At 58.7% G+C, this 13,299-nt stretch carries 10 protein-coding genes; all 10 read left to right on the top strand.

All coding sequences use genetic code 11. The annotated features are described in order from the left end of the window. Position 1 precedes the first annotated feature (1 nt). The 10 genes from rseP (at position 2) to accA (ending at position 13,207) form a co-directional block, all read left to right on the top strand. Positions 2-1,354: a sigma E protease regulator RseP gene (gene rseP, locus JOE29_RS17915; RefSeq protein WP_057405563.1), complete on the top strand. Its 1,353-nt coding sequence runs from the start codon at positions 2-4 to the stop codon at positions 1,352-1,354. Between the two features lie 74 nt (positions 1,355-1,428). After that, positions 1,429-3,801, top strand: coding sequence for an outer membrane protein assembly factor BamA (gene bamA / locus JOE29_RS17910; protein ID WP_024683827.1), 2,373 nt, complete (start codon positions 1,429-1,431; stop codon positions 3,799-3,801). A gap of 45 nt (positions 3,802-3,846) precedes the next feature. Continuing rightward, positions 3,847-4,350 carry an OmpH family outer membrane protein gene (locus JOE29_RS17905; RefSeq protein ID WP_003314303.1) on the top strand — a complete coding sequence of 168 codons (504 nt, stop codon included), beginning with the start codon at positions 3,847-3,849 and terminating at the stop codon, positions 4,348-4,350. 2 nt (positions 4,351-4,352) lie between these two features. Further along, positions 4,353-5,408: a UDP-3-O-(3-hydroxymyristoyl)glucosamine N-acyltransferase gene (gene lpxD, locus JOE29_RS17900; RefSeq protein ID WP_003314304.1), complete on the top strand. Its 1,056-nt coding sequence runs from the start codon at positions 4,353-4,355 to the stop codon at positions 5,406-5,408. Positions 5,409-5,517: 109 nt separating this feature from the next. Continuing rightward, complete coding sequence (fabZ, locus tag JOE29_RS17895) at positions 5,518-5,958, top strand: 3-hydroxyacyl-ACP dehydratase FabZ (RefSeq protein WP_002554719.1); 441 nt, start codon at positions 5,518-5,520, stop codon at positions 5,956-5,958. Then, positions 5,955-6,731 (top strand): acyl-ACP--UDP-N-acetylglucosamine O-acyltransferase, encoded by a 777-nt coding sequence (gene lpxA / locus JOE29_RS17890; protein ID WP_003314305.1) that lies wholly within the window; start codon positions 5,955-5,957, stop codon positions 6,729-6,731. The genes fabZ and lpxA overlap by 4 nt, the downstream gene beginning before the upstream one ends. A gap of 2 nt (positions 6,732-6,733) precedes the next feature. After that, on the top strand, positions 6,734-7,876 hold the full coding sequence (gene lpxB / locus JOE29_RS17885; RefSeq protein WP_016567417.1) for a lipid-A-disaccharide synthase: 1,143 nt from the start codon (positions 6,734-6,736) through the stop codon (positions 7,874-7,876). 11 nt (positions 7,877-7,887) lie between these two features. Next, complete coding sequence (rnhB, locus tag JOE29_RS17880; RefSeq protein WP_003391065.1) at positions 7,888-8,541, top strand: ribonuclease HII; 654 nt, start codon at positions 7,888-7,890, stop codon at positions 8,539-8,541. Between the two features lie 68 nt (positions 8,542-8,609). Further along, entirely contained in the window at positions 8,610-12,131 is a 3,522-nt protein-coding gene (dnaE, locus tag JOE29_RS17875) for a DNA polymerase III subunit alpha (RefSeq protein WP_003314309.1), read from the top strand. Positions 12,132-12,259: 128 nt separating this feature from the next. Then, complete coding sequence (gene accA / locus JOE29_RS17870; RefSeq protein ID WP_003364825.1) at positions 12,260-13,207, top strand: acetyl-CoA carboxylase carboxyl transferase subunit alpha; 948 nt, start codon at positions 12,260-12,262, stop codon at positions 13,205-13,207. Positions 13,208-13,299 lie beyond the last annotated feature (92 nt).

Raw genomic sequence — 13,299 nt, 5'->3', positions numbered from 1 at the left:
GATGAGCGCTTTATACATGATTCTCGGCACCCTGATTGCGTTGGGCGTGCTGGTGACCTTCCACGAATTCGGCCACTTTTGGGTGGCTCGTCGCTGTGGCGTCAAAGTGCTGCGTTTTTCAGTAGGCTTCGGCACGCCTCTTCTGCGCTGGCATGACCGTCAGGGCACCGAGTACGTCGTCGCTGCCATTCCTCTGGGCGGCTATGTGAAAATGCTCGACGAACGCGAAGGCAATGTCCCGCCCGAGCTCGCCGACCAGTCGTTCAACCGCAAGACAGTAGGCCAGCGCATTGCAATCGTGATCGCCGGTCCGACAGCCAATTTCCTTCTCGCCATCGCATTTTTCTGGGTGCTGGCGATGATGGGCAGCGAGCAGGTTCGCCCGGTGATCGGCGCAGTCGAGTCCGGAAGCATCGCCCAGCAGGCTGGCCTGACGGCCGGACAGGAAATCGTCGCTGTCGATGGCGAGCCTACTTCTGGCTGGTCCGGGGTCAACCTGCAGCTGGTCCGTCGCCTGGGTGAAAGCGGTACCATCGCTTTCAAGGTCCGGGATCAGGGTTCTACGGTCGACACTTCCCGTGAGCTGGTACTCAATGACTGGCTGAGAGGGGCAGAAGAGCCTGATCCGATCAAGTCGCTGGGTATTCGCCCGTGGCGTCCGGCGCTGCTGCCGGTGCTGGCAGAAATCGATCCGAAAGGTCCGGCGCAGAGCGCAGGACTTAAATCGGGTGATCGTCTCGTTTCGATGGACGGCCAGCCGCTCGATGAGTGGCAGCAGGTTGTCGATCGGGTGCGCGAGCGCCCCGAAGCGAAGATTTCGCTGCGCATCGAGCGCGACGGCGTGCAAATGGACGTGCCGGTGACGCTCGCGGCCAAAGGCGAGGGCAAGGCTGCCACAGGTTACCTCGGCGCTGGTGTGAAAGCTGTCGATTGGCCACCCGAAATGCTGCGCGAGGTCAGCTACGGGCCTTTCGCGGCGATGACCGAGGGTGTGAAGCGCACCTGGAACATGAGTGTGCTGACCCTGGACTCGCTGAAGAAAATGTTGTTCGGCGAGCTCTCGGTAAAAAACTTGAGTGGACCGATAACCATTGCTAAAGTGGCGGGCGCTTCGGCCCAGTCGGGCATCGGAGATTTTCTGAACTTCCTCGCTTATCTGAGTATTAGCCTGGGTGTTCTGAATCTGCTGCCCATTCCCGTCCTGGACGGGGGGCATTTGCTGTTTTATCTGATCGAGTGGGCGCGTGGTCGTCCCCTTTCGGAAAAGGTTCAAGGTTGGGGGGCGCAGATCGGTATCAGTCTGGTAGTGGGCGTAATGTTGCTCGCGCTGGTCAACGATCTGGGCCGACTGTAAAGCGTTGCCGAGTTGCGAATCTGCCGCATTTTGCGGCAGTTTGTTTATTGCCAGTTGGAATAAGAAAGGACTTCATGAAACGTCTGCTGCTAACTGCGGTTCTTTCCGCACTGATGATCGCTGAAGTTCACGCCGAGTCCTTCACCATCTCCGATATCCGTGTCAACGGCCTGCAGCGGGTTTCCGCCGGCAGCGTCTTTGGTGCACTGCCGCTGAACGTAGGCGAGCAGGCGGACGATGGTCGTTTGGTCGATGCTACCCGTTCGCTGTTTAAAACCGGTTTCTTTCAAGATATCCAGCTGGGTCGCGACGGCAACGTGCTCGTCATCAACGTCGTCGAGCGTCCTTCGGTTGCGAGTATCGAAATCGAGGGTAACAAGGCCATCTCCACCGAAGACCTGATGAAGGGGCTGAAACAGTCCGGTCTGGCCGAAGGTGAGATTTTCCAGCGTGCCACCCTCGAAGGCGTGCGTAACGAGCTGCAACGTCAATACGTTGCCCAGGGCCGTTACTCTGCCGAGGTTGACGCCGAGGTTGTTCCTCAGCCGCGCAACCGCGTAGGCCTGAAGATCAACATCAATGAAGGCACCGTAGCCTCCATTCAGCACATTAACGTGGTGGGCAACAAGGTCTTCTCCGACGAAGACCTGACCGACCTGTTCGAGCTCAAGACCAGCAACTGGCTGTCGTTCTTCAAGAATGACGACAAGTACGCCCGTGAAAAGCTGTCGGGTGACCTTGAGCGTCTGCGTTCGTACTACCTCGATCGCGGCTATATCAACATGGATATCGCCTCGACCCAGGTCTCGATCACGCCTGACAAGAAGAACGTGTACATCACGGTCAACATCAACGAAGGCGAGAAGTACAGCGTCAAGTCGGTCAAGCTCAGCGGTGACCTGAAGGTCCCTGAAGACCAGGTCAAATCCCTGCTGTTGGTGCAACCTGGTCAGGTCTTCTCGCGCAAGGTCATGACCACGACGTCCGAACTGATCACCCGCCGTCTGGGCAACGAAGGCTATACCTTCGCTAACGTCAACGGCGTGCCGACACCGAACAATGAAGACCACACGGTCGATATCACCTTCGTCGTCGACCCGGGCAAGCGTGCCTACGTCAACCGTATCAACTACCGCGGCAACACCAAGTCGGAAGACGAAGTGCTGCGTCGCGAAATGCGTCAGATGGAAGGCGGCTGGGCATCGACCTACCTGATCGACCAGTCGAAAACCCGTCTGGATCGTCTGGGCTTCTTCAAGGAAGTCAACGTCGAAACGCCACCTGTTCCTGGCACCGACGATCAGGTCGATGTGAACTACGCCGTTGAAGAGCAGGCGTCCGGTTCGATCACCGCCAGCGTGGGCTTTGCGCAAAGCGCCGGTCTGATCCTCGGTGGTTCGATCAGCCAGAACAACTTCCTCGGTACCGGTAACAAGGTCAGCATCGGCCTGACCCGCAGCGAATACCAGAGCCGTTACAACTTCAGCTACGTCGATCCGTACTACACGCCGGACGGTGTCAGCCTGGGTTACAACGCGTTCTACCGCACCACCAACTACGATGACCTCGACGTTGATGTTGCAAGCTATGCGGTTGACAGCCTGGGTGCCGGTATCAACCTCGGCTACCCGATCAGCGAGACCTCGCGCCTGACCTACGGCCTGACCGTGCAACAGGACGAAATCAAGACCGGCAAGTACACCGTTGACGAGATTTTCGACTTCGTACAGAAGGAAGGCGACAAGTACCTGAACTTCAAAGGCTCTGTTGGCTGGTCTGAATCGACTCTGAACAAGGGCGTGCTGGCGACCCGTGGTCACTCGCAAAGCCTGGTGTTCGAATCCACCTTGCCGGGTAGCGACCTGTCGTTCTTCAAACTGGATTACCGTGCTCAGTACTTCCACCCGATCACCGATAACTACACCCTGCGTCTGCACACCGAGCTGGGTTATGGTGACGGATACGGTTCGACCTCGGGTCTGCCGTTCTACGAGAACTACTATGCGGGCGGCTTCAACTCGGTACGTGGCTTCAAGGACAGCACGCTGGGTCCTCGAAGTACGCCGAGCTCGGGTAAAAATGGAACAGCCGTCGATCCCGACCAGGACCCACTGCCGTTCGGTGGCAACGCCTTGGTTCAGGGTGGCGTAGAAGTCATGTTCCCGCTGCCATTCGTCAAGGATCAGCGCTCGCTGCGTACCTCTGTGTTCTGGGACGTGGGTAACGTGTTCAATACCAATTGTGACTCGAAGAAGAAGAATGACGCTGGCAAGACTATCGAGTGCAACAACATCGACCTTTCCGGCATGGCGAGCTCTGTGGGTATCGGCGTCACCTGGATCACCGCACTCGGCCCGCTGAGCTTCGCTCTGGCGATGCCGATCAAGAAGCCGGACGACGAAGCCGAAACGCAGGTCTTCCAATTCTCCCTGGGTCAGACCTTCTAAGAGTCTGATCTTTGATAACGCAACGAATTTTGTAGGAGTTGTATTGTGCGTAAGTTGACTCAACTGGTAATGCTGGCAACCGTACTGGTCGCAAGCCCTGCATTCGCCGACATGAAAATTGCGGTACTGAACTATCAGATGGCCTTGCTGGAATCGGACGCTGCCAAGCGTTACGCAGTGGACGCCGAGAAGAAATTCGGCCCGCAACTGACCAAGCTGAAAAGCCTGGAAAGCAGCGCCAAGGGCATTCAGGATCGTCTGGTCAGCGGTGGCGACAAGATGGCTCAGCCTGAGCGCGAGCGTCTGGAGCTTGAGTTCAAGCAAAAGGCCCGTGATTTCCAGTTCCAGTCCAAGGAACTGAACGAAGCCAAGGCCGTTGCTGACCGCGAAATGCTCAAGCAGTTGAAGCCGAAGCTGGATCAGGCTGTAGAAGAAGTCATCAAGAAAGGTGGTTTCGATCTGGTTTTCGAGCGCGGTGCGGTGATCGACGTCAAGCCACAGTATGACGTGACTCGCCAGGTCATCGAGCGCATGAACCAGCTGAAGTAACCATGAGCATAACCATCAAGCTCGGCCAGTTGGCCGAGTTCCTTGGTGCTACGTTACGTGGCGACAAGGATATCGAAATCACCGGGCTGGCCACTTTGCAAGAGGCCGGCCCTGGTCAAGTCAGTTTCCTGGCAAATCCCAAGTATCGTAAATTGCTGGTCGATACCCAGGCCACTGCCGTGCTGCTCAAGCCGGCAGACGCCGAAGGTTACACCGGTAATGCGCTGGTGGTTCCTGATACTTATCTGGCCTATGCGCGCATTTCGCATTTTTTCGATCCCAAGCCTAAAAGTAGCGCAGGCGTTCATCCGACGGCAGTGATTGCCGCAGATGCACTGATTGATCCAGCTGCCAGCATTGGCGCTTTTGCTGTGATCGAGAGCGGTGTGCGCATTGCAGCAGGTGTCACCATCGGTGCTCACTGCTTCATCGGCGCTCGCTGCGAGATCGGTGAAGGCGGCTGGCTGGCCCCGCGGGTAACGCTTTACCACGATGTGCGCATTGGCAAGCGCGTGGTCATCCAGTCGGGTGCCGTGCTGGGTGGCGAAGGCTTTGGCTTTGCCCAGGATAAAGGTATCTACCACAAGGTTGCACAGATCGGTGGCGTCACCCTCGGTGATGACGTCGAGGTTGGCGTCAATACGGCAATCGATCGGGGTGCGCTGGCTGATACGCGAATTGGCAATGGCGTCAAACTGGACAACCAGATTCAGATTGCCCACAACGTGCAGGTCGGCGACCACACGGCGATGGCTGCGTGTGTTGGTATCTCTGGAAGCACTAAAATCGGCAAGCATTGCATGCTGGCGGGCGGGGTTGGTCTGGTGGGGCATATCGATATTTGCGATGGTGTTTACATCACGGGTATGACCATGGTCACGCACTCCATCACCGAGCCTGGTTCTTACTCCTCAGGTACGGCTATGCAACCAGCGGACGAATGGCGCAAGAGCGCAGCTCGTCTGCGCAAGATCGACGACATGGCGCGACGTCTGCAAAAGCTCGAAAAGGTTGTAGAGACGGTGACCTCCTCGGGTAATCGCTCATCTGATGGCTGATACCTTTTTAATATCAAGCGTGCTCAGTCGATAAACTGCCTCCTTGATGTAGAGGGGTGCTGCGCAGTCGCGACGCACTCCTAATCTTTACTACAGGCTTCCCCTCGAAATGATGGACATCAAAGAAATTCGCGAATACCTGCCTCATCGTTACCCGTTCCTGCTGGTGGATCGCGTAACCGAGCTGGATATCGAGAACAAGAACATTCGCGCCTACAAGAATGTCAGCGTCAATGAGCCTTTTTTCAACGGTCATTTCCCTGAGCATCCCATCATGCCGGGTGTGCTGATCATCGAAGCGATGGCGCAGGCTGCTGGTATTCTTGCGTTCAAGATGCTCGACTCCAAGCCGTCGGACGGCACGCTCTATTATTTCGTCGGTTCGGACAAACTGCGTTTCCGTCAGCCGGTTCTGCCGGGCGACCAACTGGTTCTGGAGGCGAAATTCCTGAGCAGCAAGCGCCAGATCTGGAAGTTCGAATGTAAGGCTACAGTTGATGGCAAGGCAGTCTGCTCTGCTGAAATCATCTGTGCGGAACGCAAACTATGAGTTTGATTGACCCTCGCGCAATCATCGATCCGACGGCCGTTCTGGCCGACAATGTTGAGGTCGGCCCTTGGTCGATCATCGGACCCGGTGTGGAAATTGGCGAGGGTACAGTCGTCGGTCCTCACGTTGTCCTCAAGGGGCCAACCAGAATCGGCAAGCACAACCGCATCTACCAGTTTTCATCGGTGGGTGAGGACACGCCTGATCTGAAATACAAGGGCGAGGAAACCCGCCTTGTCATCGGCGATCACAATGTGATCCGCGAAGGCGTGACCATTCACCGTGGAACCGTTCAGGACCGTGCCGAAACCACGCTGGGCGATCACAACCTGATCATGGCCTATGCCCACATCGGGCATGACAGCGTGATCGGCAACCACGTGATTCTGGTCAACAACACCGCCCTGGCAGGCCATGTTCACGTGGATGACTGGGCTATCCTGTCCGGCTTTACTCTGGTGCATCAGTTCTGCCACATCGGTGCGCACAGCTTCTCCGGCATGGGCACTGCGATCGGCAAGGATGTACCCGCGTTCGTCACGGTCTTTGGCAACCCGGCCGAGGCGCGCAGCATGAACTTCGAGGGCATGCGCCGTCGGGGTTTCTCCGAAGAAGCCATTCATGCGCTGCGCAGAGCCTACAAGACGGTTTATCGTCAGGGTCTGACCATCGGCCAGGCGCTGGCCGATCTGGCAGAGCCTGCGGCGCAGTTTCCTGAAGTGGCGGTATTTCTTCAGTCCATTCAGACGTCGACTCGCGGCATCATTCGCTAATCATGAGCAGCCCACTCTGTGTCGCTCTGGTCGCGGGTGAAGCATCCGGCGATATCCTCGGATCCGGTCTGATGCGTGCCCTCAAGGTGCGCCATCCCGATATCCGCTTCATCGGTGTCGGCGGTCCGTTGATGGAAGCCGAAGGCATGCAGTCCTCCTTCCCGATGGAACGTCTATCGGTGATGGGGCTGGTTGAAGTGCTCGGGCGACTGCGCGAACTGCTGGCCCGGCGCAAGTTGCTGGTCCAGACCCTGATCAATGAAAAGCCGGATGTCTTCATCGGCATCGACGCCCCTGACTTCACGCTCAACATCGAACTTCAACTGCGTCGCGCCGGCATCAAGACCGTACACTACGTCAGCCCGTCAGTCTGGGCCTGGCGTCAGAAGCGTGTGCTGAAGATTCGTGAAGGCTGTGATCTGATGCTGACCCTGTTGCCGTTCGAAGCGCGTTTCTACGAAGAGCAGGGCGTACCGGTGCGTTTTGTCGGTCACCCGCTGGCAGATACCATCCCCCTGGAGTCCGATCGTGCAGGTGCTCGTGCTGGCCTGGGATTCGCGCAGGATACGCCGGTTGTCGCGCTTATGCCGGGCAGCCGGGGCGGTGAGGTGGGGCGTCTGGGCGGGTTGTTTTTCGACACGGCCGAGCTGCTGCTTGCCCGGCGCCCTGACCTGCGCTTCGTCCTGCCCTGCGCCAGCCCACAGCGGCGAGCTCAGGTGGAGCAATTGCTGCAGGGTCGTGATCTGCCCGTCACGCTGCTCGACGGCCAGTCGCACGTTGCCCTGGCTGCGTGTGATGCGGTACTGATCGCCTCCGGCACCGCGACCTTGGAAGCCCTGCTTTACAAGCGCCCCATGGTGGTTGCCTACCGCCTGGCGCCGCTGACCTTCTGGATCCTCAAGCGAATGGTCAAAAGCCCTTACGTGTCGCTGCCGAACCTGCTGGCCCAGCGTCTGCTGGTGCCTGAACTGCTGCAGGACGACGCTACGCCAGAAGCCCTGGCGCGTACGCTGCTGCCATTGATCGAAGACGGTCGCGAGCAAACCGCCGGTTTTGATGCCATTCACCGGATCCTGCGCCGCGATGCGTCCAATCAGGCCGCCGATGCGGTATTGAGCCTGCTCGGACGGTCGCCTTCACTGTGAGGTCGCCCATGATGCAAACAGGTCTGGATTTTACCCTCGTCGAGGACCTGGTGGCGGGTGTTGATGAAGTGGGTCGCGGCCCGCTGTGCGGTGCAGTGGTAACCGCCGCCGTCATTCTCGACCCGACCAGGCCCATTCTCGGTCTCAATGACTCGAAGAAACTGACCGAAGCCAAGCGCGAAAAGCTCTACGTCGAAATTCAGGAGAAGGCCCTGTGCTGGTTCATCGCCAGGGCTGAAGTCGAAGAGATCGACCAGTTGAATATCCTGCACGCCACGATGCTGGCCATGCAGCGCGCAGTCGAAGGCTTGAGTATCACGCCCAGACTGGCGCTTATCGACGGCAACCGCTGCCCGCAGTTGTCGGTGCCCTCGGCGCCGGTGGTAAAGGGTGACTCCAAGGTACCTGCCATCGCTGCCGCTTCGATTCTCGCCAAGGTGAGTCGGGATCGAGAAATGGCGGCGTTTGAACTCATCTATCCCGGTTATGGCATCGGTGGGCACAAGGGTTATCCTACGCCGGTGCATCTGGAAGCACTGGCCCGGCTCGGGCCTACGCCCATTCATCGGCGCTCCTTTGCACCGGTGCGTGCAGCCCACGAAGCGCGTGCAACGATAATGATGGGCGGCTCGCTTGCGCCGTCAGTCGGTTTGCTGCAGGACTGACGTTTCACTCCGGGCCAGCTACAATCCTGCCCTTCGTTTTTTGTATTTTCGCGTTTTATAGGATCACCATGCCGGCTTCTTTCGTTCATCTACGCCTGCACACCGAATATTCGCTGGTTGACGGCCTGGTCCGGGTCAAACCGTTGATCAAGGCGCTGACCGGCATGAACATGCCCGCCGTGGCGGTGACCGACCAGAACAACATGTGTTCGCTGGTCAAGTTCTACAAGGCCGCTCAGGGCTCCGGCATCAAGCCGATCTGTGGTGTCGATCTGTGGCTGGCGGGCAGGGACGAAGATGCCGCGCTCAGCCGCATCAGCCTGCTGGCCATGAATGCCCAGGGCTACCGCAACCTGACCGAGCTGATTTCCCGAGGCTTTATCGAAGGCCAGCGCAACGGTCAGATCGTCATTCAGCGCCAGTGGGTCGCGCAGGCCAGTGAAGGCGTGATTGCGCTTTCTGCGGCCAAGGAAGGCGAGATCGGCATGGCCTTGCTTGGCGGCAATCCGGGGGAGGCCGACGAACTGTTGCGCGAGTGGCTGGAAGTCTTTCCTGACCGCTTCTATATCGAAGTGCAGCGTACCAACCGCGCCAACGACGAAGAGCATCTGCACGCTGCGGTGGCCCTGGCCGAGCGTCACGGCGCGCCGCTGGTGGCGACCAACGATGTGCGCTTCATCAAGCAGGCCGATTTCGAAGCCCACGAAACCCGCGTATGCATCGGTGAAGGCCGTGCTCTGGACGACCCGCGTCGTTCGCACAACTACAGCGATCAGCAATACCTGAAAAGCCCGGAAGAAATGGCCGAGCTGTTCAGCGACCTGCCGGAAGCGCTGGAAAACACCGTCGAGATTGCCAAGCGCTGCAACATCGACGTCAAGCTGGGCACGCACTTCCTGCCCAACTTCCCGATTCCCGATGGTATGACCATCGATGAGTATTTCCGCAAGGTCTCCTTCGATGGTCTGGAAGAGCGTCTTGCAGTCCTGTTGCCCAAGGACACGACCGAAGATTACGAAGCCAAGCGTCAGGTGTATGTCGATCGGCTGAATTTCGAACTGGATATCATTATCCAGATGGGCTTCCCCGGTTACTTCCTGATCGTGATGGACTTCATCCAGTGGGCCAAGAGCAACGGCGTGCCGGTGGGGCCGGGTCGTGGTTCGGGTGCCGGATCGCTGGTTGCTTATGTCCAGAAGATCACCGACCTCGACCCGCTGGAATACGACCTGCTGTTCGAACGCTTCCTGAACCCGGAGCGGGTTTCCATGCCTGACTTCGACGTCGACTTCTGCATGGATGGTCGTGACCGGGTGATCGAATATGTGGCCGAGAAGTACGGTCGCAACGCGGTCAGCCAGATCATCACCTTCGGTTCCATGGCCGCCAAGGCGGTGGTGCGTGACGTGGCGCGGGTGCAGGGCAAGTCTTACGGGCTGGCCGATCGTCTGTCGAAGATGATCCCGTTCGAAGTCGGCATGACCCTCGAAAAGGCCTACGAGCAGGAAGAGATTCTTCGCGATTTCCTCAAGGTGGATGAGGAAGCGGCGGAAATCTGGGAGATGGCGCTCAAGCTCGAAGGCATCGTGCGTAACGTCGGCAAGCACGCCGGTGGTGTGGTTATTGCCCCGACCAAGCTGACTGACTTCTCGCCGATCTATTGCGACGAGGCCGGTGACGGTCTGGTGACCCAGTTCGACAAGGACGATGTCGAGGCTGCGGGGCTGGTGAAGTTCGACTTCCTCGGTCTGCGTACCCTGACCATCATCGACTGGGCGCTCAAGACCATCAACCGCGACCGCGCCAAGGTCAACGAAGAACCGCTGGACATCGCGTTCATCCCGCTCGACGACATGCCGACCTATCAGTTGCTGCAGCGTGCCGAGACCACGGCGGTGTTCCAGCTCGAGTCGCGCGGCATGAAAGAGCTGATCAAAAAGCTCAAGCCCGACTGTCTGGAAGACTTGATCGCACTGGTGGCCCTGTTCCGTCCCGGCCCGCTGCAATCGGGCATGGTCGACGACTTCATCAACCGTAAACACGGTCGCGCCGAGCTGTCCTATCCGCACGTCGACTACCAGTACGAAGGCCTCAAGCCGGTACTGGCACCGACCTACGGCATCATCCTGTATCAGGAACAGGTGATGCAGATCGCCCAGGTCATGGCCGGTTACACCCTTGGCGGTGCGGACATGCTGCGTCGTGCCATGGGCAAGAAAAAGCCCGAGGAAATGGCCAAGCAGCGCGGTGGTTTCATCGATGGCTGCAAGACCAATAACATCGACCCGGACCTTGCCGGTAACATCTTCGACCTGGTGGAAAAGTTCGCCGGTTACGGTTTCAACAAGTCCCACTCCGCAGCCTACGGGCTGGTGTCGTACCAGACTGCCTGGCTGAAGACTCACTACCCGGCGCCGTTCATGGCGGCGGTGTTGTCGGCGGATATGCACAACACCGACAAGGTCGTGACCTTGATCGAAGAAGTGCGCACGATGAAGCTGCGCCTCGACGCGCCGGACGTGAACACCTCGGAGTTCAAGTTCACGGTAAGCGACGATGGCCGTATTCTTTATGGCCTTGGTGCGATCAAGGGCGTAGGCGAGGGGCCGGTCGAGGCGATTACCGATGCGCGCCAGGACGGGCCGTTCAAGGACTTGTTCGACTTCTGCGCTCGCGTCGACCTCAAGCGGGTCAACAAGCGCACCCTGGATGGCCTGATTCGCAGCGGTGCGCTGGATCGTCTCGGGCCGTACTTCGAACTGGAGCCCAAGGCCTATCAGGCCAATATCGACCGTAACCGTTCGGTGCTGCTTGCCGCGCTGGAAGAAGCCATTCAGGCGGCAGAGCAGACTGCACGCAGTCATGACAGTGGTCACGCCGACCTGTTCGGCGGTCTGTTCGTCGAAGCGGATGCCGATGTCTACGCCAATCATCGCAAGACCCGCGAGCTGAGCCTCAAGGATCGTCTGCGTGGTGAAAAGGAAACCCTGGGGCTGTACCTGACCGGGCACCCGATCGATGAGTATGAAGGCGAGATCCGCCGTTTCGCTCGTCAGCGCATCATTGATCTCAAGCCGGCAAGAGACACCCAGACAGTCGCGGGCCTGATCATTGCCCTGCGCGTCATGAAGAACAAGAAGGGCGACAAGATGGGGTTCATTACCCTGGACGATCGCTCGGCGCGCATCGAGGCGTCGCTGTTTGCCGAAGCGTTCCATTCGGCTCAGTCACTGTTGCAGACCGATGCTATGGTGGTAGTCGAGGGCGAAGTCAGTAATGATGACTTCTCCGGTGGGCTGCGCTTGCGGGCCAAGCGTGTCATGAGTATCGAGGATGCCCGCACCAATCTGGCCGAGAGCCTGCGTGTGACGGTGCGTGCCGAGGCGCTCAAGGGCGACCGGCTGCGCTGGCTGGGCGATCTGTGCAAGCGCCATCGCGGTGCCTGTCCGATCACGGTGGACTACACGGGGCAGGACGCCCGCGCATTGCTGCAATTGGGAGAAGCATGGCGGATTGATCCTGCGGACAGCTTGATTCAAGCTCTGCGTGACCAGTTCGGACGTGAGAACGTCTTTCTCCAGTATCGTTGAACGTCGCAGGCTCGACTTGCGCTCAACCCTGAATTTTAATTTCGACCTGAACGCGCCGGTTCCGAACAGGAACGGCGCAGACGGATCAACCGGCCGGCCTCTTGGCCGTCGACCCAAGACGGATGCCTATGAACCCGAATTTTCTTGATTTCGAACAGCCTATCGCTGACTTGCAGGCCAAAATCGAAGAACTGCGCTTGGTGGGTAACGACAACTCGCTGAACATCGGCGACGAGATCTCCCGGCTGCAAGACAAGAGCAAGACGCTCACCGAAAGCATCTTCGGCAACCTGACCAGCTGGCAGATCGCGCGCATGGCGCGCCATCCGCGTCGTCCTTACACGCTGGACTACATCGAAAACATCTTTACCGAGTTCGATGAGCTGCACGGTGATCGGCATTTCTCCGATGATGCGGCGATCGTCGGCGGTATTGCCCGTCTGGACAACCAGCCAGTCATGGTCATCGGTCATCAGAAGGGCCGGGAAGTGCGCGAGAAGGTTCGCCGCAACTTCGGCATGCCGCGCCCCGAAGGCTATCGCAAGGCCTGCCGTCTGATGGAAATGGCCGAGCGCTTCAAGATGCCGATCCTGACCTTTATCGATACGCCGGGCGCCTATCCGGGTATCGACGCGGAAGAGCGCAACCAGAGCGAAGCGATTGCCTGGAACCTGCGCGTGATGGCCCGTCTCAAGACGCCGATCATCGCTACCGTCATCGGTGAAGGCGGTTCTGGTGGTGCGCTGGCGATTGGTGTCTGTGACCAGTTGAACATGCTGCAGTACTCGACCTACGCGGTGATCTCTCCGGAAGGCTGCGCGTCGATTCTGTGGAAGACCGCCGAGAAGGCCCCGGATGCTGCAGAAGCGATGGGCATCACCGCTGACCGCCTGAAAGGCCTGGGTATCGTCGACAAGGTCATCGCCGAGCCACTGGGTGGCGCGCATCGTGATCCGGTCGCTGCCGCTGCCTTGATTCGCGAAGAGCTGAGCAGTCAGCTGGCGATGCTCAAGGAGTTCGATAACGACGAGCTGCTGGCGCGCCGTTATGACCGCTTGATGAGCTACGGTCTGTAAGCTGCGTCGCCCCGATTGTTCCCACGTCTTGCGGGTGTCTGCCCGAAGGGCGTGGGAGCGAACCTGTTCGCGAAAGGGCGGGTTTGAGCATT

Origin of the sequence: Pseudomonas sp. PvP009 (assembly GCF_017832995.1) — a bacterium.
GTDB lineage: Bacteria > Pseudomonadota > Gammaproteobacteria > Pseudomonadales > Pseudomonadaceae > Aquipseudomonas > Aquipseudomonas syringae.
The sequence above is the reverse complement of the archived record's forward strand: the minus strand, read 5'-3'. Positions and strand labels throughout refer to the sequence as shown.

Coding starts and splice junctions, on each gene's coding strand:
- accA (WP_003364825.1), top strand. CDS start 12,260: ATGAACCCGAATTTTCTTGATTTCGAACAGCCTATCGCTGACTTGCAG.
- dnaE (WP_003314309.1), top strand. CDS start 8,610: ATGCCGGCTTCTTTCGTTCATCTACGCCTGCACACCGAATATTCGCTG.
- lpxB (WP_016567417.1), top strand. CDS start 6,734: ATGAGCAGCCCACTCTGTGTCGCTCTGGTCGCGGGTGAAGCATCCGGC.
- rseP (WP_057405563.1), top strand. CDS start 2: ATGAGCGCTTTATACATGATTCTCGGCACCCTGATTGCGTTGGGCGTG.
- fabZ (WP_002554719.1), top strand. CDS start 5,518: ATGATGGACATCAAAGAAATTCGCGAATACCTGCCTCATCGTTACCCG.
- rnhB (WP_003391065.1), top strand. CDS start 7,888: ATGCAAACAGGTCTGGATTTTACCCTCGTCGAGGACCTGGTGGCGGGT.
- lpxD (WP_003314304.1), top strand. CDS start 4,353: ATGAGCATAACCATCAAGCTCGGCCAGTTGGCCGAGTTCCTTGGTGCT.
- lpxA (WP_003314305.1), top strand. CDS start 5,955: ATGAGTTTGATTGACCCTCGCGCAATCATCGATCCGACGGCCGTTCTG.
- bamA (WP_024683827.1), top strand. CDS start 1,429: ATGAAACGTCTGCTGCTAACTGCGGTTCTTTCCGCACTGATGATCGCT.